Annotated in this window: 24 protein-coding genes; 10 read left to right on the top strand and 14 right to left on the bottom strand. The window is 75.7% G+C overall.

Annotation, left to right across the window (positions count from 1 at the left end; translation table 11 throughout):
• The first annotated feature begins 17 nt into the window (after window positions 1–17).
• Complete coding sequence (locus tag ACIQUQ_RS27670) at window positions 18–1,028, top strand: GlxA family transcriptional regulator (RefSeq protein WP_403980997.1); 1,011 nt, start codon at window positions 18–20, stop codon at window positions 1,026–1,028.
• Here ACIQUQ_RS27670 and ACIQUQ_RS27665 read toward each other — a convergent pair.
• Together ACIQUQ_RS27665 and ACIQUQ_RS27660 are read right to left on the bottom strand one after the other, a co-directional pair.
• Window positions 1,025–2,530, bottom strand: coding sequence for a cellulose binding domain-containing protein (locus tag ACIQUQ_RS27665; RefSeq protein WP_403980994.1), 1,506 nt, complete (start codon window positions 2,528–2,530; stop codon window positions 1,025–1,027). The genes ACIQUQ_RS27670 and ACIQUQ_RS27665 overlap by 4 nt on opposite strands.
• A gap of 297 nt (window positions 2,531–2,827) precedes the next feature.
• Window positions 2,828–4,951, bottom strand: a complete 2,124-nt coding sequence (locus ACIQUQ_RS27660) for an IucA/IucC family protein (RefSeq protein WP_403980991.1) — start codon at window positions 4,949–4,951, stop codon at window positions 2,828–2,830.
• Window positions 4,952–5,004: 53 nt separating this feature from the next.
• On the opposite strand from ACIQUQ_RS27660, the gene ACIQUQ_RS27655 reads away from it, so the two are divergent.
• From ACIQUQ_RS27655 to ACIQUQ_RS27645, 3 genes are all read left to right on the top strand, one after another.
• Window positions 5,005–6,567 carry an IucA/IucC family protein gene (locus ACIQUQ_RS27655; RefSeq protein ID WP_403980988.1) on the top strand — a complete coding sequence of 521 codons (1,563 nt, stop codon included), beginning with the start codon at window positions 5,005–5,007 and terminating at the stop codon, window positions 6,565–6,567.
• Between the two features lie 166 nt (window positions 6,568–6,733).
• A complete protein-coding gene (locus tag ACIQUQ_RS27650) occupies window positions 6,734–7,111 on the top strand; it encodes a hypothetical protein (RefSeq protein ID WP_403980985.1) in 378 nt (125 codons plus the stop codon).
• Window positions 7,112–7,226: 115 nt separating this feature from the next.
• Complete coding sequence (locus ACIQUQ_RS27645; protein WP_403980983.1) at window positions 7,227–8,501, top strand: 2,4-dienoyl-CoA reductase; 1,275 nt, start codon at window positions 7,227–7,229, stop codon at window positions 8,499–8,501.
• 129 nt (window positions 8,502–8,630) lie between these two features.
• Here the strand turns inward: ACIQUQ_RS27645 and ACIQUQ_RS27640 are convergent, their stop codons facing one another.
• Entirely contained in the window at window positions 8,631–8,885 is a 255-nt protein-coding gene (locus tag ACIQUQ_RS27640; protein WP_403980980.1) for a hypothetical protein, read from the bottom strand.
• 258 nt (window positions 8,886–9,143) lie between these two features.
• Here ACIQUQ_RS27640 and ACIQUQ_RS27635 point away from each other — a divergent pair, with 258 nt between their 5' ends.
• The gene (locus tag ACIQUQ_RS27635; RefSeq protein WP_403980978.1) at window positions 9,144–9,629 is read left to right on the top strand and encodes a flavodoxin family protein; all 486 of its coding nucleotides are present in this window, start codon (window positions 9,144–9,146) and stop codon (window positions 9,627–9,629) included.
• A gap of 115 nt (window positions 9,630–9,744) precedes the next feature.
• Here the strand turns inward: ACIQUQ_RS27635 and ACIQUQ_RS27630 are convergent, their stop codons facing one another.
• The 5 genes from ACIQUQ_RS27630 to ACIQUQ_RS27610 all read right to left on the bottom strand — a co-directional run bounded on the left by ACIQUQ_RS27630 (window position 9,745) and on the right by ACIQUQ_RS27610 (window position 15,104).
• Window positions 9,745–11,034, bottom strand: coding sequence for an MAB_1171c family putative transporter (locus tag ACIQUQ_RS27630; protein WP_403980976.1), 1,290 nt, complete (start codon window positions 11,032–11,034; stop codon window positions 9,745–9,747).
• Window positions 11,035–11,045: 11 nt separating this feature from the next.
• Complete coding sequence (locus tag ACIQUQ_RS27625; RefSeq protein WP_403980973.1) at window positions 11,046–12,500, bottom strand: NAD(P)/FAD-dependent oxidoreductase; 1,455 nt, start codon at window positions 12,498–12,500, stop codon at window positions 11,046–11,048.
• Between the two features lie 97 nt (window positions 12,501–12,597).
• On the bottom strand, window positions 12,598–13,161 hold the full coding sequence (locus ACIQUQ_RS27620; protein ID WP_403980970.1) for a toxin-antitoxin system, toxin component: 564 nt from the start codon (window positions 13,159–13,161) through the stop codon (window positions 12,598–12,600).
• 126 nt (window positions 13,162–13,287) lie between these two features.
• Window positions 13,288–14,262, bottom strand: a complete 975-nt coding sequence (locus tag ACIQUQ_RS27615) for a hypothetical protein (RefSeq protein WP_403980968.1) — start codon at window positions 14,260–14,262, stop codon at window positions 13,288–13,290.
• A gap of 173 nt (window positions 14,263–14,435) precedes the next feature.
• The gene (locus ACIQUQ_RS27610; RefSeq protein ID WP_403980965.1) at window positions 14,436–15,104 is read right to left on the bottom strand and encodes a hypothetical protein; all 669 of its coding nucleotides are present in this window, start codon (window positions 15,102–15,104) and stop codon (window positions 14,436–14,438) included.
• Window positions 15,105–15,314: 210 nt separating this feature from the next.
• Between ACIQUQ_RS27610 and ACIQUQ_RS27605 the strand changes: the two genes are divergently transcribed.
• Entirely contained in the window at window positions 15,315–15,692 is a 378-nt protein-coding gene (locus ACIQUQ_RS27605) for a hypothetical protein (protein WP_403980963.1), read from the top strand.
• A 274-nt stretch (window positions 15,693–15,966) separates the two neighbouring features.
• Here ACIQUQ_RS27605 and ACIQUQ_RS27600 read toward each other — a convergent pair whose 3' ends face one another.
• Complete coding sequence (locus ACIQUQ_RS27600) at window positions 15,967–16,332, bottom strand: SCO0607 family lipoprotein (protein ID WP_403980961.1); 366 nt, start codon at window positions 16,330–16,332, stop codon at window positions 15,967–15,969.
• A 161-nt stretch (window positions 16,333–16,493) separates the two neighbouring features.
• The gene (locus tag ACIQUQ_RS27595) at window positions 16,494–16,835 is read right to left on the bottom strand and encodes a hypothetical protein (RefSeq protein ID WP_403980959.1); all 342 of its coding nucleotides are present in this window, start codon (window positions 16,833–16,835) and stop codon (window positions 16,494–16,496) included.
• A gap of 224 nt (window positions 16,836–17,059) precedes the next feature.
• On the opposite strand from ACIQUQ_RS27595, the gene ACIQUQ_RS27590 reads away from it, so the two are divergent.
• Window positions 17,060–18,625, top strand: coding sequence for a PQQ-binding-like beta-propeller repeat protein (locus tag ACIQUQ_RS27590; RefSeq protein WP_403980956.1), 1,566 nt, complete (start codon window positions 17,060–17,062; stop codon window positions 18,623–18,625).
• A 92-nt stretch (window positions 18,626–18,717) separates the two neighbouring features.
• Here the strand turns inward: ACIQUQ_RS27590 and ACIQUQ_RS27585 are convergent, their stop codons facing one another.
• Window positions 18,718–19,473, bottom strand: coding sequence for an ASCH domain-containing protein (locus ACIQUQ_RS27585; RefSeq protein ID WP_403980953.1), 756 nt, complete (start codon window positions 19,471–19,473; stop codon window positions 18,718–18,720).
• Window positions 19,474–19,615: 142 nt separating this feature from the next.
• Here ACIQUQ_RS27585 and ACIQUQ_RS27580 point away from each other — a divergent pair, with 142 nt between their 5' ends.
• Window positions 19,616–20,440, top strand: a complete 825-nt coding sequence (locus ACIQUQ_RS27580) for a dienelactone hydrolase family protein (RefSeq protein WP_403980951.1) — start codon at window positions 19,616–19,618, stop codon at window positions 20,438–20,440.
• Between the two features lie 111 nt (window positions 20,441–20,551).
• The gene (locus ACIQUQ_RS27575) at window positions 20,552–21,823 is read left to right on the top strand and encodes an MFS transporter (RefSeq protein WP_403980948.1); all 1,272 of its coding nucleotides are present in this window, start codon (window positions 20,552–20,554) and stop codon (window positions 21,821–21,823) included.
• A 179-nt stretch (window positions 21,824–22,002) separates the two neighbouring features.
• Here the strand turns inward: ACIQUQ_RS27575 and ACIQUQ_RS27570 are convergent, their stop codons facing one another.
• A complete protein-coding gene (locus ACIQUQ_RS27570; RefSeq protein ID WP_403980945.1) occupies window positions 22,003–22,665 on the bottom strand; it encodes a response regulator in 663 nt (220 codons plus the stop codon).
• The gene (locus ACIQUQ_RS27565) at window positions 22,662–23,816 is read right to left on the bottom strand and encodes a sensor histidine kinase (protein ID WP_403980942.1); all 1,155 of its coding nucleotides are present in this window, start codon (window positions 23,814–23,816) and stop codon (window positions 22,662–22,664) included. The genes ACIQUQ_RS27570 and ACIQUQ_RS27565 overlap by 4 nt, the downstream gene beginning before the upstream one ends.
• Before the next feature lie 296 nt (window positions 23,817–24,112).
• Here ACIQUQ_RS27565 and ACIQUQ_RS27560 point away from each other — a divergent pair, with 296 nt between their 5' ends.
• Window positions 24,113–25,600 (top strand): alpha/beta hydrolase family protein, encoded by a 1,488-nt coding sequence (locus ACIQUQ_RS27560; RefSeq protein WP_403980940.1) that lies wholly within the window; start codon window positions 24,113–24,115, stop codon window positions 25,598–25,600.
• A gap of 68 nt (window positions 25,601–25,668) precedes the next feature.
• Here ACIQUQ_RS27560 and ACIQUQ_RS27555 read toward each other — a convergent pair whose 3' ends face one another.
• Window positions 25,669–26,313: a 1,4-alpha-glucan branching protein gene (locus ACIQUQ_RS27555; protein WP_403980938.1), complete on the bottom strand. Its 645-nt coding sequence runs from the start codon at window positions 26,311–26,313 to the stop codon at window positions 25,669–25,671.
• Window positions 26,314–26,421 lie beyond the last annotated feature (108 nt).

The raw sequence follows: 26,421 nt of genomic DNA, 5'->3' as shown, positions 1-26,421 counted from the left end.
AGTGCTAGAAATCGCATATGGCGCAAGGATCCTCTCACCAGCCCCACCGGATCGTCGTGATCGTCGACGAGAACTCCAACCCCTTCGAACTCGGCTGCGCCACCGAGGTGTTCGGGCTGCGCCGCCCCGAGATCGGGCGCGAGCGGCTGTACGACTTCCGGCTCTGCTCCCCGGAGCCCGGGACCCTCATGCGCGACGGGTTCTTCACGCTCACCGGGGTCGCCGGACTGGAGGCCGCGGAGAGCGCCGACACCCTGATCGTGCCCAACCGCCCCGACACCGATGTCCCCCGGCGGCCCGCCGTGCTGGACGCCGTGCGGCGGGCCCATGCCCGCGGGGCGCGGCTCATCGGATTCTGCAGCGGCGCGTTCACCCTCGCCGAGGCCGGGGTGCTGGACGGGCGGCGGGCCACCGCGCACTGGCAGTGGGCGGAATCCTTCCGGGAGAGGTTCCCGGCCGTACGCCTGGAAGCCGATGTGCTGTTCGTCGACGACGGCGACATCCTCACCTCCGCCGGCAGCTCGGCGGCCCTCGACCTCGGGCTGCACGTGGTGCGGCGCGACCACGGCGCGGAGATCGCCAACGCGGTCAGCCGGCGTCTGGTCTTCGCCGCCCACCGCGACGGCGGCCAGCGGCAGTTCGTCGAGCGGCCGGTGCCCGAGGTGCCAGAGGCCTCCCTCGCACCGCTGCTGGCCTGGGCGCAGGAGCGTCTCGGCGGCCCGCTGTCCGTGGCCGATCTGGCGGCCAGGGCGGCGGTCAGCCCGGCGACCCTGCACCGGCGCTTCCAGGCCGAGCTGGGCACCACCCCGCTGGCCTGGCTCACGGGTGAACGGATCACCCTGGCCTGCCGGTTGCTCGAGCGCGGCGAGACCCGGACGGAGGTGGTGGCCCGGAGCAGCGGTCTGGGCAGCGCGACGAACCTGCGCACCCTGATGCGCAGGGCCACCGGCCTCACACCCTCGGCGTACCGGGACCGGTTCGGGCCGGGGCGAGCCCCGGCCCGAGTCCCGGCGGAAGAAGGGACCTAGCCGCGGGCCGCGAAGGCGCGGGTGAAGGCCAGCGGCGTCTGGAGGATGGAAGAGCAGGTGGCGTCGGCCTGGTTCTTGGCGCCGCCGGGGCACTGGCGGTCGCGGGCGCCGGACCACATGGCGAGCCAGGCCAGGCCCTTCGAGCGGGCGAAGCCGGCCAGCTGGGTGGCGTCGTCCACGGTGAACACCTCGGTGACGACGTCGTTCACGCCGATCATGGGCGTGACGGCCACCGTCTTCCACGCGGCCGCGTCGGAGAGGCCGAGCACGCTCTTCACCTGGGCCTGGGTGGCGGTGGCCGCCTGGATCGCGTACCCGCCCATGTCGCCGCTGTAGGCCGGCCCGTAGTCCATCGCCATGATGTTGACGGCCGATATTGCGACGCCGTTGCGCTTGGCGTCGGCGAGCAGGTCGATGCCGGGCTGGGTGAGGCCCTCGGGCATCACGGGGAGCGTGAAGGAGACGTCCAGGCCGGGGTGCCGGCGCTGGAGCTCGGCGATGGCCTTGGCGCGGCGGGTGTTGGCGGCGGTGTCGGGCAGGGCCGCGCCCTCGATGTCGAAGTCGACCCTGGTCAGCTTGTACGTGTCCACGACCTTCCCGTACGCGGCGGCGAGGGCGTCGGCGGAACCGCAGACCAGGCCCAGTTCGGAGCCGGCCGCGCCGCCGAACGACACGCGGACGTCACCGCCCTTGGCGCGCAGCGCCGGTATCTGGGAGGCGACGCGGTCGTCCGCGAGGGAGGTGACCCCGCCCCAGAGCGGTGAGCAGCCGCCGCCGGAGGTGATGAAGGCCAGGTTGAACTCCTTCACGCCGGTCGCGTCGACCGTGCCGAGGAGGTCGTAGGCCGGGTAGAGGGAGGTGTCGACGTACGGGGCGAAGCCGGTGGAGGCGGGCCCTGTGGTGGGGCGGGTCGCCGTGGGCGTCGGCTTGACCGTGGGGGTCGACGTGGGCTTCGCCGTGGGCTTGGTGGGGGTGGGAGTGGGCTTGCCCGTGGGCTTGGCCGTGGCGGTGGGGGCCGTGGTGGGGCGGCCGCTGGGGCGGGGGGTGGTGCCGCCGCCGGCCGAGCACTTCTGCCCGTCGATCAGACACCCGGTGGGGTTGCCCGGGGCTCCGCCGCCGCCCGTCGCGTTCGCGACGAAGCCGACCGTGACGGACTCGCCCGGCGCGAGCCCGTCGCGGTCCCAGCCGGGCGGGGTGACGGTGACGTGGCGGCCGCTGACGGCCTTCTCGGCGTTCCAGAGGGAGGCCAGGGAGGTGCCGGCGGGGAGGTCGAACTCCAGGGTCCAGGAGGTGAGCGGGGAGCTGCCGTGGTTGGTCACCACGTACTGGCCGGTGTACCCGGTCTCCCAGCCGCTGGTGCGGGTGAACGCGGCGCCGACGGAGGCGGCCTGGGCGGTGCCGGTGAGCACGACGGCGGTGCCGCCGACCGCCGCCACGACGGCCAGGGCTGCCGCCGCCTTCGCCTTGCCGCTCGCCTTGCGACGGTGAGTGTTGCCGGCCATGGGGTACCTGCCTGTCTGATCGGGAGGGGAGGGGGTCCCGAGGGGGGAACGAGCAGCACGCTAGCGCCCACGAATCAGACAAATACCTAGCAGTAGGGCGGCCGTTGAGATCTTGAGGTCCCCTTAAGGAACGCATCGAGCGGGGTTAACCGTCCGGTGGCGGCGGGGTGCCCTCCGGTCACGGTGCGCCACGCCGCCGGGCCGCCGCGTTGTCCGCCCGCCCCCGCCCGCCTCGCGGTGGCTCGGCCGGGCGGGGACGGGCGAGGGCCGGGCAGGCAGGCAGGCAGGCAGGCAGGGTCAGCGTGGGGTGCCGGGCTCCCCGAGCAGCCCCCTGGCTTCCTCGGCGATCGACGCGTCGGGGTCCGAGACCAGCACCGAGGCGAGGGCCGCGAGCCGGTCACAGCCCTCGTCGGACTGCCCGTAGACGTTGGTCAGCGCGGCGGCGAGGTGGTCCCCGGTGTCGTCGTCCGCCACGGTCAGCGCGGCGAGCACGAGCCGCAGGCCTCGCACGTCACCCCGCTCCAGCAGCGCTTCGGCCGTCTCCTGGGTGACCGCCGTGTCCTGGCCGTCGAGCAGCAACTGCCGCAGGACCGCGGCCGCGCGGGCGTCGGCGGCGGCGCCGGCGAGGCACCGGCCCGCCGCCGCCCTGACGGCCCAGGACGCGGAGCCCGCGTCCCGGAAGGCCGCGGCCAGGTCCGGGGCCGGATCCTCGACGGGCAGCGGGGACGGGTCCGGATCCGGGCCCGGAATCACGTCGGCGGCCGGGTCGCGGTCCGGGCCCGTGGCCGGGGCCCGGTCCAGCCAGGTGGGGGCGTCGGGGTCCGGGAGCGGGTTGCGCAGCGGGAGGTAGCGGGAGTCGGCGCCGTCGGCGTCCGTCCATCGGAGCAGCAGGTTCGCCTTGCCCGGGAGGGTGGGCGAGGCGAGCAGGCCGGCGATCTCGGGGAGCGGGCGGCGGGCGGCGTACCGCTCCAGTTCGGCCCGTACCGCCGGCCACAGCCCGTACGCCGCCGCCGGGAAGCGCTCGGCGACGGCGCCCGCGATCTCGGCGAGGTGGTTGACCAGCAGGCAGTACACCAGCCGCTCCCAGCCCGCGGCCCGGCCCACCTCGGACACCCGCTTCACGCCCTCCGGGTCCCGGAACACCGCCCGTACGGGCATCCCTCGGCCGTCCACGGCGAGGAGCGTGTTCTGGAGGTGGCACTCCAGGACCAGCCCGTGCCGCTCGAAGACCTCCAGCACGGGCGGTACGACGGCCCGCAGGTACGCCGCCCACCACGCCGCCGGATCGGCGGCCCGGTCGAGCGGGTTGCCGGCGAAGCCCTCCGCCACGGCTGCGGGCAGCACGGCCTCGGTGCCCGGCGGGAGGTGCTGTTCCAGACCGTCCCGCAGCAGCACGGCGCACGGTTCGAAGAGGAGGCCGGCGACCGTGCGGTACCCGCGGTCCCGCATCCATCCGGCGGGGCTCGCCAGCGCGGTGAAGGCGTCGGCCACCTCCTGGTCCAGCGCCGGCACCCTCAGGAGGTCGTGCCGCCAGAGCCGCCGGATGTCGTTGGTGATGCGCACGTCCAGGCTGAACTTGAGGGACAGGTCCCCGGGCAGGTCGCCGAACGGGGCACTCCGCGGCGCCGGCGCGCCCGGTCCGCCGGCCGGCAGGTAGACGGTCCGCAGGGAGGCGGTGGGCCGGGCCTCCCGGTCCGTCGTGCCCAGGCGGACCAGCCGCCCGTCGGCGAACGCCGTCCGCAGTTCCGGGAGTTCCCGTACGAGCTCCAGCTGCCAGGGGTGGGACGGCAGCAGCCGGTAGCCGGGCGGGGCCTCGCCGAGCGCGTCCAGGGCGGCCGTGTCTCCCTCGTCGACGAGGGCGTCCTCACGCACCCCGAGCAGGGTCAGGGGGAAGCGGGCGTAGGCCTCGGGTGCGTACGGGAGCCAGCCGGCGGCCGGCCCGCCGCCGCGCGCCTTGGGCGCCGGATGACAGGGGTGCCCGCCGACCAGGGACTGCTCGGACCGGATCCAGAGGTCCTCGGGGGCCCGGGCCGGGTCCCGGGCGGCCAGGATCGCGGCCACCACCTCGCGGCTGTCGGCCATCTCGGCGCCGAGCGTGTCGTTGTCGCGGCCGGTGCACTTCCGCATCTCCCCCTCCGCGAGGGCCACCACCGCGGCGTGGTCCAGGGGCGTCCAGTCCCGGCCGTTCCACAGCTCGGGCTCGCCCGGCCGGTGGGTGCCGCGCACCCGCAGCAGGCTCCCGCTCGGGCGGAGCCGGTAGACCCGGCGGCCGTTCCCGCCCGGGGCGCCGGCGGGCCGGTCGGGGTGGCCCTGCCCGGCGGGGCCGGCCGGCTCGGCGAGCTCGCGCAGCAGACAGGTGAGCAGGGGGGCGAGGGCCAGGGTTTCGGCCGTCCGCACGGTGGTGTCGGGGATCGCGTTCATCACCGTTCAGTATGTGTAACGTCGCAGCTCCATGCGTTCCAGGAGGGCAACACGTGTTCAAGACCGCCGCCGAGCGATCCCTCGCCGCGGAACTCCGCGAGGTGCGGCCCGACTTGCTCGGACCGTACGCCGACGCGCTTCCCGGCGCCCGGGCGGCGGTGCTGTCCCGCCTGTGGCGGGGGCTGGTCCACGATCCGCTGCCGTGGGTCGCCGGGCGCGGGGCCGCGGGCGGCGCGGTCGTGCTGCGGCTGACGGACGGACGGCGGCTGAGCGGCCCGCCCCGCGACCCCTGGACGACGGCTCCGCCCGCCGGACCCGTCGAGCTGGACGGGGTCCCGTACGACCATCCGGCACTGCTGGTGCGGGCACTCGGGGTGCCCCGGGGCGAGGACTTCGCGGCGGAGCTCGACGGGAGCACCGCCTCCCTGGCCCTCTCGCGCACGGCCGGCGCGACGGACGGGGCGACGGACGGCGGCGTGGGGGGCACGACGGGCGGCGTGGCGGGGGCCGCGTGGGAGTGGGAGCAGCGGGTGACGGACGGTCATCCGTACCACCCCGGCTGTCGTTCGCGCCCGGGGTTCACCGCCGCGGAGCAGCTGGCGTACGCGCCCGAGCACCGGCAGGTGGTGGGGCTGCCGCTGGTGCCGGTCGCGGACGCGGTGCTGGTCGGGCGGTGGCCGCGGGGGCTGCGCGACGGGCACCGGGTGCTGGTGCCCGTACACCCGTGGCAGGCGGCGCACGTGCTGAAGGAGCCGGTGCGGGGCCCGCAGCTGCCGGCCCGGCCGCTGCTGTCGCTGCGCACCCTGGAGACCGCCGGGGAGGTGGCGGGGGCCGGGGCGGCGCTGCACGTGAAGACGGCACTGAGCACGCGGCTGACCTCGTCCGTGCGGGACATCTCGGCGTACTCGGTGGAGAACGCGGCGGTGCTGTCGGAGTTCGCGGAGGCGATGGCGGCCCGCCTGGAGGGGCGGTTGCACGTCACGCGCACGGTGGCGGCCGTGGGGGCGCCCGCGCCGGACCTGGCCGCGGTGCTGCGGGAGGCGCCCGACGTGTACGCGGACCGGGGCGCCGGGGAGCGGGTGGTGCCGGTGGCCTGCCTGGCGGAGTTCGTGGCCGGCACCGTACCGGTGGGCGAGCGCGCGTCCTGGCGGGCGGCGTTCGCCGGGCTGGTGCTGGAGGTGGGGCTGCGGCTGCTCGGCCTCGGCGTGGCCCTGGAGGCGCACGGGCAGAACCTGCTGCTCGTGGTGGACGCGGCCGGGCGGCCGGCCCGGCTGGTCTACCGCGACCTGGCGGACATCCGGATCAGCCCCGCCCGGCTGGCCCGGCACGGCATCCCCCTGCCGCCGCTCACCGCCCGCCAGCAGACGGACGACCCGGTCGCGCTGCGCCGCAAGCTGTTCGGTGGCCTGCTGTCGGGGGCGCTGGGTCCGCTCGCCGGGGACACGGAGACGCTGGGTGCCCTGCTGGCGGCCGGCACCGCCGCCCTGCCGGCCGGGGACGACCTGCGCGCGCTGACCTCCGAGCCGCTGCCGGTGAAGGCCCTGACGCTGATGCGGCTCAGCGAGGTGGGGGGCGACCAGTGGACCGGCCTGCCGAATCCCCTGGCGGGGGGCTGAGGGCAGGTCTCCGGCCGCGGCCGCTATTCTGAACGCGTTCAAGGTTGTGTTTCAGTCAAGTGGGGACCGCGTGGCCGGAAAACTTCGGAAGGCATGGCGAGCCGGCGCCCTGCTCGCCGCACTCGGGGCGGGTTGCGCGGGGTGCGCGGCGGGCGGGGACCCGGCCGTGATCACCGAGGCCGGCCTGACCGGCACGTGGGTCAGCGACGGCGGCGCGCGCATACGGTTCGCGGCGGACCGGACCATGTCCGGTTCTGGTCTGGACAAGGCGCTGGTCGGCGTACTCGCCGATTGCCCCGTCTCGCTCAGTGGACGGTGGTCCTTCCACAGCCCCGTCGACCGCCAGGGCGGCAGGTACGCGGACGACACGTTCACGAAGGGCGAGACGCTGACTCTCTCCACCGGGGACGCGCCGGCCGACTGCGCATGGGAGGCACAGGTCCGGCGGGACCAGCAGGGCTGGAACCTGTGCCTCACGCCGGACTTGGACTCGCTCTGCGGGGCGACGGAACTGCTGCGCAGGGACGAGGGCCGACTGCCGTAGCACCGGCGTGGCGTTCACCACCGGGGGGTATGTTGTGTCGCCGCGCGCGGGTGCTTGGGGAAGCATTCGCGCCAGCCTTCTCGCCATCAGGTGAACGTGAGTGGGGGACACTGACTTGGACGACCTCTTTTCGCCGCTGAGACTGCCCAACGGCAGCATGCTCGCCAACCGCCTCTGCAAGGCGGCCATGGAAGAGTGCCTGGCGGGGCCCGGACAGCTGCCGGACGCCCGCATCGAGCGGCTCTACCGCCGGTGGGCCGAGGGCGGCGCCGGACTGCTGATCACCGGCAACGTCATGATCGACCGGCGGGCACTGACCTCGCCGGGCACCATCGTCCTGGAGGACGACTCGCCCCTGGAGCCCTTCCGCCGCTGGGCCGACGCCGCACGAGCCGGCGGCGGCCGGGTGTGGATGCAGATCAACCACCCGGGACGGCAGGTCGGTTCCGACATGCCGGGGGTGTCCTGGGGCCCGTCCGAGGTACCGGTCGACCTCGGCAGGCTGAGCCACCGCTTCGCTCCGCCCAAGGAGATGACGGCCGGGGAGATCGAGGAGACCGTGGACCGGTTCGCGCGCACGGCCGCACGCGCCGAGGCCGCGGGCTTCGACGGCGTACAGATCCACGCCGCCCACGGCTACCTCCTCAGCCAGTTCCTGTCCCCGCTGGTCAACCGCCGGACCGACCGGTGGGGCGGCTCGCCGGAGGGGCGGGCTCGGCTGCTGGCCGAGGTGATCCGGGCGGTGCGGGCACGCGTGGCGCCGGGCTTCGACATCGGCGTCAAGATCAATTCCTCGGACTTCCAGCGCGGGGGCTTCGGCACCGGGGACGTGGCGGCGCTGCTGGGCCTCCTCGGGGAGCTGGACATCGACCTGCTGGAGCTGTCCGGCGGCAGCGTCGAGAGCCCGGTGGCCACCGTCGCGGACGGTGCCGCCGACCGGCGGCCACTGGCGCGCGAGGCCCGGTTCCTGCCGTTCGCCGAGGAACTGCTGGCCGCGGCGCCCCCGGTGCCGCTGATGCTGACCGGCGGCATCGCCCGGCGCGAGGTGGCCGAGGGCGTGCTGGCCAAGGGCGTGGCGGTGGCCGGCATGGCCGGCGTACTCGCGCTCTCCCCCGACCTGCCGAAGCGGTGGGCCGCCGGGGAGGACGCCACCGCCCGGGTGGAAGGGCTGCGGCTGCCGGTGCGGGACACCTCGTGGCGGGCCGCCACGCACCTGGCGGTGGTACGCCGCCACCTGCACCGGCTGGCCGAGGGCCGCCGCCCGCGCCGCACCGTCTCCGCCGGCCTGACGCTCGTACGCGACCTGGCGGGCCACCGCCGCCTGGTCCGCCGCTACGGCGCCTGGCTCTCCGGCCACCCGGCCGGCACGGCGAAGGGCCGCGGCGTCTAGATCATCAGCACGTCCGCGCTCACCGGCACGCCGCCGGGGCCCGCCACGACCGGCCCCGGCCGGCGCGCCGTCCGATCCTGCCCTCGGAACGCTCCCCTCCGGTCAGCGAGGTGCTCCGGAGGAGTGGTCCTAGATGATGTTGTGCGAGAACAGATCGTGGGGGCAGTTGGCGCACTTGCCGCCAGGGCCGCTCTTCCACCCCTTGCACACGACGCAGATCAGGCAGTTGAGGGCGTCCAGGCCGGGCACCAGACCCGCGCTCTCCAGGCGGGACCGGGCCCTTTCGTGCACCTCGTCCAATTGACGCCGAAACTGCTCCAGGTCGTCCGCGTTCTCCTTGAGCGCCCGCTTCTGAGCTTCGGTCAGGTCGGTGTTGAGACCCACTGTCCTGCCTCCCTTCGCGAGAGGGTTTCCCTGTCCGATCCCATTGTCGTCCGGGCGGGGTGGGCGGGCATCCGGGACGATGCTCGATCGCGGTCAACTATTTCCCCGAAAACCGAAGAAGATGAAACGACGTCTGACCCACGGTTCGCGACGGCCGGTTGCCGACGGGGCCACCGGCCTGCCGCCCACGGACCCCCGTACAGCGCAGGGCTGTCACATCCCGCGGGTCTCCCCGGTCTCCGCTGCAGGGAGCGACCGATGAAAGGGACACCGATGAAGAACCTGCTCGTCTGTACGTCCGTATCCCACGGGAACACCCGGCGCGTGGCGGAGGCGATGGCCGGGGTGCTCGGTGCTCGCGTGGTCGCACCGGAGGAGGTGACCACCGCGGAGGCGGCGGGCCACGACCTGGTGGGCTTCGGCTCAGGTGTCTTCGCGCAGCGGATGCACCCGGACCTGCTCGCCTTCGTCCGCGCGCTGCCGGCGTCTTCGCGGCGGGCCTTCGTCTTCGCGACGAGTGGCCTCCCGGAGCCGGCGTTCGCGCCGTACACCCGTCCGCTGGTGCGGCTCCTCCAGCACAAGGGATTCGAGGTCGAGGGCACCTTCACCTGCCGCGCGTACGACACGTGGGGGCCGTTCAGGCTGATCGGCGGCATCAACAAGCGGCGCCCGGACGGGGCCGACCTGACCGCCGCCCGCGAGTTCGCGGAACGACTCGCGAACGGCTCCGCACGGACGGCCTGACCGCCGGGGCGGCGGCGAGCCCGACCGGCGGCGGAACCCGGCGGGCCACGAACCCGGCGGGCCACGAACCCGGCAGGCGGCGGCCCCGGCGGCGGGGCTGCGCTCCGCCCGGGGCTCAGGTGGCGGCGTCGGCCGTGCCGGACGCCTCGCGGCGGGCGGCGGCCACCACCGGGGAACGCCGGAACTCGGCCGCGAGGGCGCCCAGCGGGCGCGACCCCAGCCGTGCCTCGACGCCGGGCCCGGCCTCCTGCCGGCCGTCCGCGCCGGGGCCCGCCTCGTCGCCGCGCCCGGTCGGCGGGGCGGCACCGGGGCGGTTCGTGTCCCGGGCCGCGGCGGTCGCCACCCGCTCCGTGTCACGGCCCGGCGGCGTCCCGCGCCGGCGGGCGGCCGCCGCGGCCAGCATGGCCGCGTCCGCCACCGTCGCGGCGTCCGCGGGGGCCAGGCCCTGGGCGAGCGCGGCGTCCAGGGCGCGGGCCCGGACGTGCGCCTCGCAGTGCGGGGTCAGGGCCAGGATCGCGTCGTTGATGACCGACTCGCGGTGGATCAGCCGGATGCCCACCGGCGACCACCACTTCAGCGGCACCGTCGCCGCCCCCGGGCCGGCCGGCCCGCCCAGCGCCCTACACAGCGGCCGCAGAGCACGGTACTGGCTGTACTCCCGCCAGGCCGAAGACGCCCCCACCAGAGGTACGAGGAACCCCGCGCCGACCAGCACCGCCGCGCCCGAGGCCAGCGGCGGAGCGAGGTCCGTGGAGAGCGCGTCCCAGTCCCGCCCGGCCCAACGCGCGCCCACCGCGGCCCACTTGGCCGCGAGGTAGCCGAGGTCGAGGAGCCCGCCCAGCGCCAGCAGGGCCAGCCCGCCCCGGAGGGAGCGCATGGCCGGCCGTACCCGTCGCAGCCACTTCCACGACAGCACGGTCAGGGTGGCGCTGCCGGCCGAGTGGGCCAGCAGGTAGAGGACTATCATCTCGCGCACGTACGGGGTGTTCGCGTAGTACGTGTCCAGGTCGCGCACCCGTTCGACCCCCGCGTCCCCGGCGGCGAACGCCGCGACGATCAGCACGGTGACCGCCGCGGTCGCCGACACGGTCCACCGCGTGCCGCGTCTGATGACGGCCGGGTCCGTCCCGCTCCAGTGCAGGACCAGCACGATGCAGGAGCCGGAGAACGCGGTGAGCACCCCGTAGACCAGCGGCGCCGCGCAGTTGGGGATCCCGGTGAGCCGGTTGACGGCCACGATGGTCGGCGGCGCCGCGAGGAACAGCACCAGGCAGCCGACCACGAGCAGCACGCACACGGCGCGCATCATCGGCCGGTGCCAGTCCCGCCGCAGGGCGGGCGCCTTGACGAGCAGGGCGAGGGTGAGCAGCGCGCCCGGGGCGTAGAGGAGGATGCCGCTGTCCATCTAGCGGCACCTCATCGGGCGCTGCCCGCGGACTCGTTGGCGGCCAGGCCGGCGACGGCGCGTTCGGCGGCGGTGAGCGGCGCGCTGGCGTGGGCGGCGGTGCCGCCGGGGCGCAGCACGCGGGCCAGGGTGCGGGGGCGGATCCAGTCGGCCGGGGACTCGGTCATCGTGATGACGCGCAGGAAGGCGGCGGTGAGCTCCTCCTGGTGGGTGGCGCCGGTCATGAGCCGGTCGACGTACCAGTTGAGGAGCCCGGAGCCGGGGCGCGGCCGCATGCCGGTGGCGCCCGGGTAGAGGATGTCCTGCGAGGTGGCCAGCTCCCAGGCGACGGTCGCGGGGCCGGCGACGGCGCGCTGGGCCTGGCGGGTGAACTCCGGGTCGGTCACGGGTCTGCGGCGCAGGATCTCCCGTACGGCGAGGAGTCCCTGGGCGGCGACGGTCATGCCCTGGCCGTACAGCGGGTTGTACGTGGCGACGGAGTCGCCGACGGCGAAGAAGCCGGCCGGCAGCTCCGCCTTCTCGAAGTAGCTGCGCCGGTTGGCGTTGCCCTGGGTGACGGCGACCTCGGCGGCGGTCCGGCCGCCGTCGCGGGCGGTGCGGGCGAGCGGGGTCTGCCGTTCGAGGATGTCGCCGACGACGGGGTCGCGCAGGCTCTTGGCGAAGGGCACGAAGGCGTCGGGGTCGGCGGTGGGCTGGCCGCCGCGGGTGCCGGAGAGGGTGGCCTGCCAGATGCCGTCCTCGATGGGCACGATGGTGGCGGTCCGGCCGGGCACCGGCACGCGGGGGTCGGACTGGACGTTGACGATGGGGAAGCCGGTCTCGTGGGCGCCCGGCGGGGCCTGGTAGAGGCGGGTCGCGTAGACGAGTCCGGAGTCGACCTCGGCCTGGCGGACGCCGCGCACGCCGAGGTCGCCGAGCCACCGCAGGGCGCGGGAGCCGCGGCCGCTGGCGTCGACGACGACGTCGGCGGGCAGGCGTACGTCCTTCTCGTCCGGGGTGTCGACGCGGACCCCGGTGACCGCGCGGCGGGAGCCCTCCAGCGCGCGGACGGTGCTGCGCTGCAGCAGGGTGACGCCGTCGAGGGCGGCGACGCGGGTGCGGACCACCCAGTCGAGGAGGTCGCGGCTGCACGAGATGTTGAACTGGTGCTCGCCGAACCGGGGTATCCAGCCCTGGGCGGTCATCGTGACCAGGTCGGTGGGCAGCCTGCGGCGCAGCGCGCCGGCCGCCGTCCAGGCGTCGGTGACGCCGGGCAGGATCCGCTCGACGGCCCGGGCGCCCGCGGACCACATGACGTGGACGTGGCGGCCCTGCGGGAGGCCGCGGCGGGGCGCGGGGCGGTCGGGGAGTTCGTCCGCGTCGATGACGGTCACCGTGGCGTGGGCGGCCAGGACGGCCGCGGCGAGCAGTCCGGCCATGCTGCCGCCGATCACGACGGCGTGCGGGGTCGCTGTGGTGCTGTTCATCGTGCGGGGCTCTCTTTCGCTGCGCCGAGTTCGGGGACGGGTGTGGGGGACGGGAGTTCGGCGGAACGTAAGGTCGGCGGGCGGTCGGCGGGCAACGTCAGTGCCCCCCGCCGAGTGAGGTGCGGATCCGCTCGATGGCGGGTGGCACCTGCTCCTCCTCGGGTGCGGGGAGGAGGCAGGTGAGTTCTCTGGCCATGAAGAGGCCGAACGTTTCGGCCCGGTCCTCCGCCGGGTTGTCGTGTCCGGCGCGGGCGGCGGCCTGCTGGACGACGGCGCGCAGGCCCTGCTCCGTGCCGAGCAGGGCGCCGAGGTCGGTGTCGCTGCCGGCCAGCCGGGCGGCGACGGCGAGGCCGGGGCCGTGGCTGTCGCAGGTCCCCTCGAGGATGTGCCACAGCTCGTGGCAGGCGATGACCAGTTGGTGTCCCGGCCGGGTGCGTTCCTCTATGACGATCAGGTCGCGGTCGGCGAGCTGGAGCCAGAGGCCGCTGGCGGTGGCGACGGGGAAGCGGCTGAAGCGGTGGTCGACGGGGCGTCCGCCGCGGCGCCGGGCGAAGGCCTCGCAGAGGCCGGCGATGATGGTGCCGGCGTCGGCGGGGCGGGGCAGGCGGGTGTCGGCGAGCAGCCGCCTGCGCAGTGCGCGCATCTCGCGCGTGACCCTCATCGGCTGCCTCCCCCGGTCCCGCCCTTCCGGAATTCCCACGTCCGGAACGTCCCACGGCCCTTCGGGCGCGCGTGCCGTCCCGGCGCGCGCTCCCCCGCCCCGGCCGCTAACCGGCCGTGTGCCCGGCTACTCATCGGCGATCCCCTCACTGGCGAGCAGGTTCTTGAGGTGGGCCGCGAGGTCCCGGCGGCCGCGGGGCGAGAGGTTGCTGGCGCGCATCGCGATGTGCAGCAGTTCGTAGTCCCGCTTGAGCTTCTCCAGCGGGTCCCCGGCCGCCTCGGCCGCGGAGCGGCGCAGCCCGGCGGCCAGGTGGTGGAGGGCGCGGCGCAGGGCGGTGGGCGCGTCGGCGAGGAGGAAGCCGCCGTCGACGCCGAAGAAGCGCTGGATGCCCGCGGCGACCGCGAGGCTGGGCAGGCTGTCGTCCTCGTCCACGTTGAGCTTGCTCAGGGACTGGGCGGTGCCGGAGAAGGAGGCGGCGATCTCCCTGAGGGAGTACGGCTCCCCGTCGGGCCCCGGCCGGGTGGCGCGCAGCAGCCGGAACCGGGTACGGACGCGGCGGGGCAGCGGCAGGCCGCCGCCTTCGCCGGCGAGGGCGCGGGCGACGCCGGCCGGCTCGATGCCGGTGAGGCGGCCGATCCGGTCGAGTTCGGCCGGGGTGCAGGGCGGCACGATGCCGGAGGCGGCGAGGGCGTGCTCCACGGCGCTGCGGTCGTCGGCCACGAGGAAGCCGGCGTAGACGCCGAAGAAGGACTGGATGCCCGCCGCGTGCCGCAGGCCGGGCAGTCCCGAGCCGCCGTTGAGCGCCCCGAGGGAGGCGCCGCGGGCGGCGAAGTGGCGGGCGATGGCGTCGAGGCTGTGGCGGGCCCCGTCCGGGCGCCTCCTGCTGTGGCGCAGTTCGTTGAAGCGCTCCCGCACCTGCCGGTCGAGGGGGAGCCCGGCGTCCCGGCCGTCGCGTACGGCTTCGACGCGGGCGGCGGGTATGCCCGTGAGGCCGGACAGCCTGGCGGTCCCGAGCACCTCGGCCGGGTCCTGGCCCTGCTCCGCGGCGAGCGCGGCCACGGTGTCCCAGAGTTCCCCCAGGGGCGGCAGGGCTTCGCGCACCGGCTGCTCTCCTGTGGGTCGGGGGGCTGGGCAAGGGGGTTGAGCTGCGAGAAGCCTAACGGGAGGGGACCCGCCGAACCAGGCCTGCCGTAAACCTTCTTGAGGTCACCCCACGAAACTTGAGACGCCGCCCGCCCGCACGGTCCGGCCGCGCGCCCGCCTCCGGCCTCCCCCTACAGGAGCCTGGACAGGTCCTCGCCCCAGTAGGCGAGGGTGTCGATCGCGCGCCACTTGTGGTGGCCGTCGGTCAGGGCGAGGTGGCGTACGAGCACCCGGTGGGCCGGTATCCGCTCGGCCAGGGCGGGCAGCGCGAGCAGCGGGAGGAGCGCGCCCTGGGCGGCCTCGCGGACGTCGCGGGACCGGTCGTCCAGGAAGGGCCGGACCGCGTCGTGGAGCTCCGGCGCCAGGGCCAGCACGGCGTCGACGTCCTCCTGTTCGCCGTAGGGGGCGTGCTGTTGTGAGGCGGCGTCCTGGACCATGTCACCCAGCCAGTTGAGCAGGCCGGCGCGGAGCGGGTACGGCGTCTGTTCACCCTCCTCGGCCTCCTCCACGGGCACCCGGTCCTTGACGAGCGCGAGGGTCCGGGGGTCGGCGAGGACGGCCGCGACGTACCGGGCGGCGGGGGCGGCGGCGCTGGAGACGACGTTCCCGTGCCAGACGGCCTCCATGAGCTCCCGCAGGGCGTGGCCCTGCTCCTGGGGGTCGTCGGCCAGCAGGCGCAGCAGTATGTCCTCGGTCGGCGGGGCCATGTCGGACCAGCAGTTCTCCACCGCGTCCCAGTCCGTCAGCGCCAGCAGTGCGTGCGGGTCGACGTGCCCGTCGCGCCCCTCGTTCTTCTCCATGGAGCCAGTGTGGCGGGCCCCTCTGACAACGCCGGCACCGGCCGCCGGTCCCCGCGCGGCCTCCGCCCCCGGCGCGTCGGGGCACCTCACCCACCGTCACCTCGCGTGCGGGCGGAGCGGTTTGCCGACGCCGGGTGACCGGCACGTCACCCCCGTCACCCGTTCCGGCGCCCGCGCCCCTGCGGGAGGCAACTGCGCGGCTCGGTGGTCGTGCGGCGGGCGCAGGACCGGCCGCGGGGCCACGCGGGCGACTTCGAGACGGTCGAGTACCTGCTCGCCGGGCGGAACGGGGCGGACCCCGGCAGCGGCGGCTGGTACCTGGACGAGCACCTGCTGCACGCGCCGATCGCGCAGCAGCAGCGCAACCGGACGGCCCACCGGGCACGGCCGATCAGTGCCGCGCTCGCCGGCCGTCCGCCGGGCGGGCACCCGGTGCGGATCCTGCTGATCGCCTCGGGCGGGGCGGCCGACCTGCGCACCGTCGACCCGGGCTTGCTGGAGACCGGGGACGTGGTCGTGCCGAACGACGGCCGAGGCCGCCCTCGACCACGCGCGGGCCACGCTGCCGGAGCAACTCCGGCCGCCTGACGACGATGCGGGACGCGACGGGGTACGCCGTACTGGCCAGGGTCACGAAGCGGGCGGGGGGCGGCTCCGGTGGTACGGCGAACCCGCCGGGGGCGTGACGCCGGACGGCGCACCCGCCGGGGGGCGTGACCCCGGACGGCGCACCCGCCGGGGGTGACGCCGTAGGGCCGGAGCCATCTGGGAGTGGCGCCGGACGGCCGGACCCACCTGAGGTGACGCCGGACGGCCGGACCCACCTGCGGGTGACGGCGGACGGCCGGACCCGCCCGGGGCCTCAGCCCTGGCCGCCGGTGCCGTCCGTCCCGCCGGAGACGATGTTGCCCTTCTCGTCGACCACGACCTTGCTCCAGTAGTCGTCCCACTTGTCGCCGACGTGCTCCGGCACCTTCCCCTCGGGGTAGCGGACGTAGCCCGCGGGCGGCTCCTGGCCGTCCGGCACGCAGTCCTGGCCGGTGGTGTTGCCCACCGCCTTCACGGGGTACCGTCCGCCGCCGCAGACCCGGTCCGCGCCCGTGCCGCAGCCGGTGACGAACAGCGCCGTCACCAGGCCGGCGACGGCGAGGTGGGTGAGGGACTGGCGGGAGGCGCGGACGGCGCCGGTCGCGTCGGCGGACCCGCGCGCTCCTCGGTTCTGCAGCATGATCGGTGACCTTTCTCGTCGGTGCCGTAAGTCTCGGGCCGGCGCGGGGACTTCCGCCATGAGTACCGGTACTCACTTCCGTCCCGGTACCCACGTGCGCAACCGGTACCCGCGTGCGCACCGGGACGGAACGCCGGAGGTCCTGCCTCCCGTCCCCGCCCCTACCCCCGGGTCTCCGCCTCGTCCAGCATCATCTGCGCCGGAGTGATCCGCAGGTGGCAGTAGTTGCGGCGGCCCTCCTCGTGGGCGAGGGTGACCAGCCAGCTGCCGCCGGCGGTGAGGTACGCCCGGCGGCGCGGACGGTCACCGGGGCGGCCGGGGCGCGCCATCCAGTCGGGCAGGTACTCCCCGGCCAGCTCCCGGGCCCTGTCCGCCGCCGTCTCCGGGCCGGCGACGGGCTCGCTGACGGCGAGGCTCCAGTGCTCGGTCTCGACCTGCCGGTGGTCCAGCCAGCGCTCGATGGTGCGGGTCTCCTCGACGAGGACGTGCCAGGTGTGCGTCATGCGGGCGAGGCTACGCACCATGATCGTCCGGACCAACGGAGTTGAGGGACATTTGCGCTGGGGCCGGCCGCGCCGATGCCCGGCCGCCGGAGACCGTGGCCGGTGACGGTGCCCGATGGCCGGATGTGACGGTGGGGGCGGCGGCCGGGCGCCGTCCGCTGGAACACTGGGGCCGCTCTCCGGACCGGGCCCGCCCGATCCGGCCGTCGCACGAGGGGGAACCGATGAACCAGCCCTGGTACGAGCCACCGAAGGCACCGCCGCCGGGCGCGGCCGGCACCGGGGACAACCCGTACGCCCGGGGCGACGACCCCTGGGGCGGACCCTCCTGGCAGCCGGAGGCCCCGCCACCGCTGCCGTCGCCGCGCCCCTCCCGGCACCGGGCCGTGCTCCTGGCCGGGGCCGCCGCACTCGCGCTGGTGCTCCTGGGAGCGGGCCTGTACGCCGGTCTGGGCGGCGGCTCCGGGAAGGAGGGCGGCCGCGCGGACCGGACCGCCGGACCCACCGTGGCCGCCCGGCCGCCCGGCGGGCCGAAGGCCCCGTCGCCGGCCTCCGGCGGCTCGGCGCCCGGCCTGGGCGCCGACATCAACATCGGCCGGGCGGCCGGCGAGGCCCGGGCCTGGGCGTTCGCCAACGACCTCGACGTACCGGACAACACCCAGCTCCACGACCTCTGGTTCGCCGGGGACACCGTGGTCCAGGCCGCGTACACCGAGGTGACCGCCCTGAGGACGGCCGACGGCACCAAGGCCTGGGGCCTGAAGCTGCCCGCCCCGGTCTGCGACACCCCGGTCGGCACCACGCCCGACGGGAAGGTGGTGGTCGCCTACACGAACGGCGGCGGCACCGGTGGCGGCCCGGGCCGCCGCTGCAACCACCTGATGATGATCGACCTGAAGACCGGCAAGCCGGGGTGGACGAAGAAGCTCACTTCGGACGCCCCCTCCGACACCCTCCTCACCATCCACCTCGCGATCAGCGGGGACACCCTGATGGTCGGCCGGTTCATGTCCGCCGACGCCTACCGGGTCAGCGACGGGGCGCCCTTGTTCGTGTCGCGCAAGGAGAACCCCGGCGCCTGCTACCCCGACGACGTGGCCGGCGGCGTCCGCCTGCTCCAGGTCGACCACTGCGGCATCACCGGCAAGACCCCGCAGGACCAGATCAAGGAGCTCGACCCCCGCACCGGGAAGGTGAAGTGGCGGTTCCGGCTGCCGACCGGGCGGAAGCTGTGGAAGGTCCTCTCCGTCGACCCGGTCGTGATCGTCTCGCAGGACCGGACGGACATCGGGAAGTGGACGGCCGTGGTGCTCGACGCCGCAGGCCGGCAGCGCATGGTCGTCGACCCCGGCAACCGGGGTCTCGACCCGTGCGACGAGGGCGACTCCGGGGAGGGCGTGCAGAACTGCCGGGGAGCGCTGGTCGGCGGCGGCATGCTGTACGCGTCCACGGAGGGCCGGCTGGCGGCGTTCAGCCTGGCCACGGGGAAGTTCGCGTGGGGGCGGAAGGTGGAGGCGTACCGCCCCCTGCTGCCGCTGAAGGCCGAGGGCGGCACCCTCGTCGCGTACGTGGGGGCCACCTCGCAGCAGGCGGGCCGGACCCTGCGGCTCGGCCCCGGCCCGGACAAGGTCACCGTGCTGCTGCGGCACACGTCCTCGGCGCGGGCCCCGGAGCAGGAGATGCTGGCGGGGAACGTCGCGTACGCCGCCGGCCGCGTCTTCGTGACCGACTCCCTCATGGACGGCGACGACCGGCAGCCGGTGATCCGCATGCTGTCCTTCGCCGACTAGTGCTGCGACCGGGAAGGTTGACGGTGGCGGCCCCGGCCGGCGGCAGCAGGAGCAGGCCGATCGCCTGCTCGTGCGTTCGTCGGCCGGTGCCGTCAGCTCGTCAGACGGAAGTGGACGATGGCGGCGTCATCGGTCGGCTTGATGTCGGGGTAGTGGAGCCGCAGCCTGTCCTGCAACTCGGCAAGATCGCGGAACCCGTCGGCGACGGCGTCCGCCTCGGTCAGCTCGGCAACCTTCCTGGAGGTGATCCGGGTGATCACACCCGGCAGCACCACCTCGTCGTCCAGCTCGAACACCATGTTCACCGGGCCCGTCTCCACCGGGTCCCGGAACCGCACCGTGGTCGTCTTGCGCCCGGCGCGCACGGCATCGAGGTAGGCGGGATGGAAGTGGAGCGCCTGCGTCGCGGTCGTGCGCAGCGCGCTTTCGGACCCCGCGACGGGCTGCTCCCCCCAGACATAGGCATGAGGCAGAAGGTCGGAGACCGCGACGCTGCGGATGCCGCCGGCCACCGGCACGAGGACGCGAATGCCCGGGTGGTAGTCCAGCAGGACCTGCCGGTCCCGGCCGCACGGCGCGAGCACGCCGCGCCCCGAGTCGCCGACGGCGACGATCGCCGCCAGGTCACGTGCTCCCGCGGCGCGCGCGTGCCCCAGGGCCACCAACTCCGCGCAGGGTCCGCCCGTGAAGTGATAGAGGTTGATGCCACCGAACATCCGGCCCTGTGCGTCTCGTACGGCTGCCCCGACGGTGTGCACCTCACCGTCACCGTTGGCCTCGACAATGCGCTGGGCGAACTCGACCAGCTCCAGGTCTTCTTCCGTCGGCAGATTCGTCGTGCTGTCCATCCGACAGACCCTACTCATACCCGTCCGCAAGCCCTGCACCCGGTGAACGTCACGACACCGGCGGGCGCGCCTGCCGGTACCGTCCCTTCCCGGACCAGCCCGAGTTCCCCGTCCCCTCCCGGCTGACGAAAGGCGGTACCCGGTGGCCGACCACGACCTCAAGGGCTTCGCACGCGAGGAGTTCACCCACGACGGCACCACCCGCGAGGTCCTGCGGCACGGTTCCGGACCCGCCGTGATCGTGATGGCGGAGATCCCCGGCATCACGCCGAAGGTGCTCGCGTTCGCCGAGCGCGTGGCCGCGCTCGGCTGTACGGCGGTGCTGCCCGTGCTCTTCGGCAGGCCCGGCCGCGACCCGCACCCGGATGCCCACGGCCGGCTCGCCGGCTTCGCGTACGCCGCCTCGTCGATCGCCTCGGTGTGCGTCAGCCGGGAGTTCACCGTACTGGCCACCGGCCGCTCCTCCCCCGCCGTGGCCTGGCTGCGGGCGCTGGCCGCGCACGAGCACGGGCGGTGCGGGGGCCCGGGCGTCGGCGCGGTGGGCATGTGCTTCACCGGCGGGTTCGCGCTGGCCATGGCCACGGACGACCGGCTGCTCGCCCCGGTGCTCTCGCAGCCCTCGCTGCCCGTGCCGTGGACCCGGAGGCAGGCCTGCGGCATCGACATCTCGGCCGAGGAGATGGCCGTGGTGCGGGACCGCTGCGAGCGGGACGGGCTGCGCGTCCTCGGCCTGCGGTTCCGGGGGGACCGGTTCGTGCCGGGCGACCGGTTCGCGTACCTCAGGCGGGAGCTCGGCGAGGGCTTCGTCGCGGTGGAGCTGGATCCCCGGCACGCCAATCCGGAGGGCGTGCTGCCGCCGCACTCGGTGCTCACCGAGCACCTGGTCGACCGGCCCGGGGAACCGACCCGGGCGGCCCTGGACCAGGTGCTCGACCACCTGAGGAGCCGGCTGCTGCCAGGCGCGTGAGCGCCGGCCGGGGCCCGTCGCCCGGGACGCCCCGGACGTTCCGGCCGCCCCGGCCGCCCCGGGACGGTAATTCGCTTGGCAGGGCGCGCGCCGTGCCGTGGACTTCGGCCCATGAGGACGACGGACGACGAGAACCGGAGCGACCCGGCCCCCGGGGCCCCCCGACCGGCCGCCACCGCGCCGGGCCGGGTCGTGCTCGCGCTGCTCGCGCTCGCCTGTGGGGTCGCCGTGGGCAACGTGTACTTCCCGCAGGCGATCAGCCCGCTGATCGCCTCGGGCCTCGGGGTCACGCCCGAGTCGGCGACCCTGGCGGTGACGGCCTGTCAGTTCGGCTACGCGGCGGGCATCTTCCTGCTCGTACCCCTCGGCGACCGGATCCCGCACCGCAGGCTGGTCGTCACCCTGCTCGGCGTGACCGGGCTGGGCCTGCTCGCCGCGGGCGCGGCGCCCGGGCTGCCCGCGCTGGTCGGTGCGAGCGCGCGCGTCGGCACCGCGACCGTGGTCGCCCCGGTGATCGGCCCGCTGGCCGTCGGCCTGGTGCCGGAGGACCAGCGGGGGCGGGTCACCGGAACGATGCTGAGCGGCTCGCTCGGCGGCATGCTGATCTCCCGGGCCTTCGGCGGCACGCTGGGCGAGTGGTTCGGGTGGCGGGCGCCGTACCTGCTGGCCGCGGCCCTGTCGCTGAGCGTCGCGCTCCTGCTCGTCCGCGCGCTCCCCGTCACCGTGCCGCCGTCCCGGCAGCGCTACCCGGCGCTGCTCGCCGAGCCGCTGCGGCTGCTGCGCACGGAGCCCGAACTGCGCCGGTCCTGCTGGTACCACACGGCGGTGTTCAGCGGGTTCACCGCCGTGTGGACCTCCGTCGCGCTGCTGCTCACCGGCCCGGCGTACGGGCTGGGCGCCCCGGCGGTGGGGGCGCTGGCGCTGGTCAACGCGGCCACCATGGCGTGCACGCCGGTGGCGGGCCGGCTGGTGGACCGGCGCGGGCCCGACGCGGTCAACCTCGTCTGCCTGCTCGCCGTGGCCGCCACGGGCCTGGTCCTGGGCCTCGGCGCCACGGGCGGCGCGGTGGGCCTGGCGGCACTCGTGGTGGGCACGCTGCTGCTCGACGTGGGCCTCCAGGCGGGCATGGTCGCCAACCAGGTACGCATCTACGCGCTCCGCGCAGACGCCCGCGGCCGTCTCAACACCGCCTACATGACGTGTGGTTACGTGGGCGGCAGCGCGGGCTCCTGGCTCGGCACCCACCTGTACGCGCGCTGGGGCTGGTGGCCGGTGTGCGCGCTGGTCACGACCCTCGCGACCACGGCCCTGGCCCGCCACCTCCGCGCGACGCGCCGCCCCCGGGCACGGGTCGGCCGGGAGCCGTCCGGGCCGGTCGGGTGACCGTCGCCCGGCCTGCTCGTCCTTCCCGGTCGGGGGCGGCCGCCGCGGCGACCCCGCGGACTCCCGCTGCCACCGCAACAGCCCCACCGGCGCCGTCCCCACCGGCGCCGTCCCCATCGCCGACGTGGCCGGCCCGTCCGGGCCGCCGTCCGGCCGCTGTTCCGGGCCCTCGGCCGGCGTCAGGCCTGGGGGACCAGGCGGTTCTCGTGGGCGAAGACCACGGCCTGGATCCGGTCGCGGAGTTCCAGCTTGAGCAGGATCCGCCCCAGATGGGACTTCACGGTCGCCTCCGCGAGGAACAGGGCGGCCGCGATCTCGGCGTTGGACAGGCCGCGGCCCACCTCGACGAGCACCTCGCGCTCCCGGGCGCTGAGCCGGTCCAGCCGCTCGTCGCGGACGGCGGTGCCCCCGTCGGCCAGGTGCGGACGGAAGTCCTCCAGCAGGCGCCGGGTGATCCGCGGGGAGAGCACCGCGTCGCCCGCCGCGACGTTGCGGATCGCGGCGAGCAGCTCCTCGGGCCGGGTGTTCTTCAGCAGGAAGCCCGAGGCCCCGGCGGCGAGCGCGGCGAAGGCGTACGCGTCCAGGTCGAAGGTGGTCAGGATCAGCACCCTGCTCCGCGGGGAGACCTCGACGACCTGCCGGGTCGCCTCGATCCCGTCCGTCCCGGGCATCCGGACGTCCATCAGGACGACGTCGGGCCGCAGCTCCCGGGCGAGGCGGACGGCCTGGGCGCCGTCCGCGGCCTCGCCGACCGGCGCCATGTCGGGCTGGGCCTCCAGGACCGTGCCGAAGGCCATCCGGAGCAGGGCCTCGTCGTCGGCGATCAGGATGCGGATCGTCATGCGGCGCCCGTCCCGCCACTGTCGAGCAGGAGCCGGGTCCGCACACCCCAGCCGCCGCCCGGCAGCGGTCCGGCCCGAAGCGTCCCCCCGTAGGCGGCCGCGCGCTCGCGCATGCCGGGGATGCCGTGGCCGGACGGTGCGGCGGCGGGAAGCGCCGGCCGGGGGCCGCTGTCGGTGACCTCCACGCCGACGCTCCCGGCCGAGCACTCGACCAGGACCGTCGCGCGGGTGCCGGCGGGGGCGTGTTTGAGAGTGTTGGTCAACGCTTCCTGTACCAGGCGGTAGACGGTGAGTTGTGCGGTGGCCGGTACATGGGCGTGGCCGCCGCGGACCGCCAGGCCGGTCGGCAGACCGGCGGCGGCCATCTGGTCGGCGAGCGCCCCCAGCTGGGCGATGCCGGGCGGCGGGTGGCGTTCGGCGTCCGGCTCGTCGGCCCGCAGGACGCCGAGCGAGCGCCGCATGTCGGTGAGGGCCTGCCGGCCCGTCTCGGAGATCTGCAGCATCGCGGCGGTCGCCCGGTCCGGGGACCTGTGCTGCGCGTAGACGGCGGCGTCGGTGAGCGCCACCATGACGGACAGGTTGTGGGTGACGATGTCGTGCATCTCGCGCGTGATCCGGGCCCGCTCCTCGGCCACGGCCAGCCGAGCCTGCTGCTCCTGGTGCAGCGCCAGCCGTTCGGCCCGTTCCTGCACGGCGGCGAGGTAGGCCCGGCCGGTGCGCACGTTCACCCCGAGGACGGCGGCGGCGACCACCGTCGCGGAGAGCGCGACGAACGGGGTCGGGAACGCGCCGTCCGGTGCCCAGCGCAGGCAGGCCAGCACGGCCCCGCCCTCCACGACGGCGGCGGCGAGCAGCGTGCCGCGCCGGCCCGTGTGCGCGGCAGCCGTGTACAGGGCCACCAGCAGGGCGACGTCCGCGGGCAGTTGGACGTCCGCCAGCCACTGGACGGAGGCAGCGGCCACCACGGCGGCGAACACCGCGAGCGGGGCCCGGCGCCGCCACACCAGGGGCAGCGCCAGGGCGGCGGTGAGCGCCGCCGCCACCGGCAGCTCCCGGGCCGGAAACGTGGTCACGACGTTGAGCAGGAGCAGCGCCGGCAGCACCGAGTCCCACACCAGGGGCGGTACCCGGTCCCGGTGGCGCACCGTCACACCTCTCCGTCGGTCGGTCGTCGCGGCGGTCCGGCCGGGGCCGCCACCGCGTACGGCCGCAGCCTAGGCCGCGGGTTCCGCGCCGCACATGAGCCCGGCGTCGGAACGCACCGGGCCGGAGTACGACCACAGGAGGAGACCCGGCACCTCCCCCGGTCGCAGGCCGGCCGCCGGTCCCGGGGGTCCGGTTGCCACCCCGGTCGTACCGCGGCCCGCCCCCGGTTGCCACGCCGGTCGCAGTCGGCGCCGCCCCGGGGCCGATGCGGCGGTGCGGGCCCGGTGCCGAGCATGGCCGGGTGACCGAAACCATCCCGGGGCTGTCCCTGTCCCTTCCGGAAGTCCTCGTCCTGCTGGGCGCCTTCGCGCTGCCGGTGGCGCGCTGGCTCCCCCCGGCGGCCCGCCGGCCCGGCACCGTCGCGGCCGGGGCGGTGCTCGTACCGTCGGCGACCGTGCTCGCCTGCGTGGGGATCCGCTGGCAGATGCTGCCGGTCCTGGCCGGCGCCGCCGTCGCGGCGGCGTTCGCCCTCCCGCCCCTGCTGCGGCGCGGTGCCGGCCGGCCGGCGCGGCGGGCCCGCCGGTGGCCGGCCCTGCCGGGATCGCTGGCCTGCGCCGGCCTGATCGCCACCGGCCCGGTGGCCGCCTGGGCCTTCCCCGTGCCCGTCTTCCCCGAGCCGACGGGCGACTTCGCGGTCGGCACCCGGGTGGTGCAGTGGACCGACCCGCTCCGCGCCGAGAGCTTCACCGCCGATCCGGCCGACCGGCGCACCGTCGTGGTCCAGCTCTGGTACCCGGCGCGGAAGAGTCCCGCGGGCGTCCCCCGGGCGCAGTACCTGGGACGCACGGAGGACGAGGCGCGGACCGTCTCCGAGGCCCTCGCCGGCGGGGCCGGCCTGCCGGGGTTCCTGGTCGGCGGCGTCCCGAGGGCCCGCAGCCGCGCGGTCTACGACGCCCCGGTGGCCGGCGGGCAGGAGCGGTTCCCGGTCGTCCTCTTCTCCCCGGGCTCGGGCGGGGTCCGGTCCCAGAACACCGCCTGGGCGGAGGAGCTGGCCAGCCACGGCTACCTGGTGGCCGCCCTCGACCACCCGTACGACTCCACCGTCGTCGTCCTCGCCGACGGCCGCACGATCCGCGCCACCACCGCCTCCTCCGGGGACCGCGCCAGGGACGAGGAGCTGGCCGCCGGCTGGACCGCCGTCCGGGCCGCCGACCTCGGCTTCGTCCTCACCCGGCTGGAGCGACTGGGCGGCGGTGGGACCGCCGACCCGCTGGCCGGACGCCTCGACACCGGCCGCGCCGCGGTGGCCGGCCACTCCCTGGGCGGAGCCGCCGCCCTGCAGGCGGCCCGGCAGGACCGCCGGTTCGACGCCGTCGTCGACCTGGACGGCTACCCCCACGGCCCCACCGCGCCCGCGCTCGAACAGCCGGCGCTCGCACTCACCCAGGAGATCACCGCCGGCACCGACCCGCGCTACCTGCCCCGGCTCACCGAGGCCCTCGCGCACAACACCGCGGCGAGTTACCGGCTCACCGTCCCCGGTGCCGGGCACCTCACCTTCACGGACGCCCCGCTCTACCTGCCGCCGGTGCCCTCGGTCGTCGGGGACCTGGGCCGCACCGAGAGTCCGCGCGTCGTCGCCGCGGCCACCCTCGCCTTCCTGGACGCCACCCTGCGGGGCCGCCCCGGCGACCTGGCCGACACCCTCCGGGCCTACGGCACGGTCACCTCATCGGGGGCCCGGGGCACGGCCACCCCGCCCGGGGGACGCGCCCGGGGCGTCACATGACCGGCCGGACGGCTCCTGGTCGTACGGCGGCCCGATCACCGTCCGACCGACCGGCCCGGCACAGGACGTCAGTTCTCCGGCTCGGGGTGGACCACCGCGAAGACCGTCGGGGTGGTGGTGTCCGGGGTCGGGCGGTAGACGCCCGAGACGTGGCCCGTCGCGGTCGGCGGGAGGGGGGTGGCGGGGGTGAGGACGCGGTTCAGGTGCAGCGTGGCGCCCGTCGCGAGGGTCAGGACCGTGCCCTCGGCGGTGTCGGCGGCCGTGGCGGGGCCGGTGAGGGGGCCGCCGGTGAGCGCGCGGGTGACGTCGCGGTCCGGGGTGCCGCTGTCGCTCTGCGCCTGGGCCTCCGCGCGGCCCTCCACCAGCGCGAGCAACTGCGCGACCAGCACCGGGTCGTGGCAGCCGTCGTACGCCCAGCGCTTGCCGAGCACCCCGTGCTCCATGGTACCGACGAGCGCGTCCTCCGCGCCGTCCAGCGGGGCCCCGCGGTAGGTGAGCGGGACCAGGTACGCGGTCGGCTCGCCGGCGGAGGCGTCGCTGACCACCATGAACTCGATGCCCACCGCGCCCTCCGGGTCGTCCAGCCGGAAGCCGCCCGCCTTGGCCGGCTCGGGGCCGGCTTCGCCGCCGCGGTACCAGGGGCGCGAGGGCAGCCAGGCGGCGAGCAGTTCGAGCTTGGTCGGCGTGAGGGTGGTGTGGTGGATGACGGCCATGGCCGCGTCCTCCTCCGTCGTCGTGGATGGAGCCGGTCGCGACCAGCTTCGCATCCGCGGCGAACTCCCCCGCGGCCGGCGGCCTTCGGGGCCGCGCCGCCGCCCCCG

The organism is Streptomyces sp. NPDC101118, assembly GCF_044759445.1.
In the GTDB taxonomy this organism is placed as follows: domain Bacteria; phylum Actinomycetota; class Actinomycetes; order Streptomycetales; family Streptomycetaceae; genus Streptomyces.
Note: the sequence above shows the minus strand (reverse complement) of the source record. Positions and strands in the feature narration are given on the sequence as shown.

What these genes read in the sequence shown, in the direction of transcription:
- ACIQUQ_RS27670 (WP_403980997.1), top strand. Translation starts at nt 18, where the DNA reads ATGGCGCAAGGATCCTCTCACCAGCCCCACCGGATCGTCGTGATCGTC.
- ACIQUQ_RS27665 (WP_403980994.1), bottom strand. Translation starts at nt 2,530, where the DNA reads ATGGCCGGCAACACTCACCGTCGCAAGGCGAGCGGCAAGGCGAAGGCG.
- ACIQUQ_RS27660 (WP_403980991.1), bottom strand. Translation starts at nt 4,951, where the DNA reads ATGAACGCGATCCCCGACACCACCGTGCGGACGGCCGAAACCCTGGCC.
- ACIQUQ_RS27635 (WP_403980978.1), top strand. Translation starts at nt 9,144, where the DNA reads ATGAAAGGGACACCGATGAAGAACCTGCTCGTCTGTACGTCCGTATCC.
- ACIQUQ_RS27630 (WP_403980976.1), bottom strand. Translation starts at nt 11,034, where the DNA reads ATGGACAGCGGCATCCTCCTCTACGCCCCGGGCGCGCTGCTCACCCTC.
- ACIQUQ_RS27625 (WP_403980973.1), bottom strand. Translation starts at nt 12,500, where the DNA reads ATGAACAGCACCACAGCGACCCCGCACGCCGTCGTGATCGGCGGCAGC.
- ACIQUQ_RS27620 (WP_403980970.1), bottom strand. Translation starts at nt 13,161, where the DNA reads ATGAGGGTCACGCGCGAGATGCGCGCACTGCGCAGGCGGCTGCTCGCC.
- ACIQUQ_RS27610 (WP_403980965.1), bottom strand. Translation starts at nt 15,104, where the DNA reads ATGGAGAAGAACGAGGGGCGCGACGGGCACGTCGACCCGCACGCACTG.
- ACIQUQ_RS27600 (WP_403980961.1), bottom strand. Translation starts at nt 16,332, where the DNA reads ATGCTGCAGAACCGAGGAGCGCGCGGGTCCGCCGACGCGACCGGCGCC.
- ACIQUQ_RS27595 (WP_403980959.1), bottom strand. Translation starts at nt 16,835, where the DNA reads ATGACGCACACCTGGCACGTCCTCGTCGAGGAGACCCGCACCATCGAG.
- ACIQUQ_RS27590 (WP_403980956.1), top strand. Translation starts at nt 17,060, where the DNA reads ATGAACCAGCCCTGGTACGAGCCACCGAAGGCACCGCCGCCGGGCGCG.
- ACIQUQ_RS27585 (WP_403980953.1), bottom strand. Translation starts at nt 19,473, where the DNA reads ATGGACAGCACGACGAATCTGCCGACGGAAGAAGACCTGGAGCTGGTC.
- ACIQUQ_RS27575 (WP_403980948.1), top strand. Translation starts at nt 20,552, where the DNA reads ATGAGGACGACGGACGACGAGAACCGGAGCGACCCGGCCCCCGGGGCC.
- ACIQUQ_RS27570 (WP_403980945.1), bottom strand. Translation starts at nt 22,665, where the DNA reads ATGACGATCCGCATCCTGATCGCCGACGACGAGGCCCTGCTCCGGATG.
- ACIQUQ_RS27555 (WP_403980938.1), bottom strand. Translation starts at nt 26,313, where the DNA reads ATGGCCGTCATCCACCACACCACCCTCACGCCGACCAAGCTCGAACTG.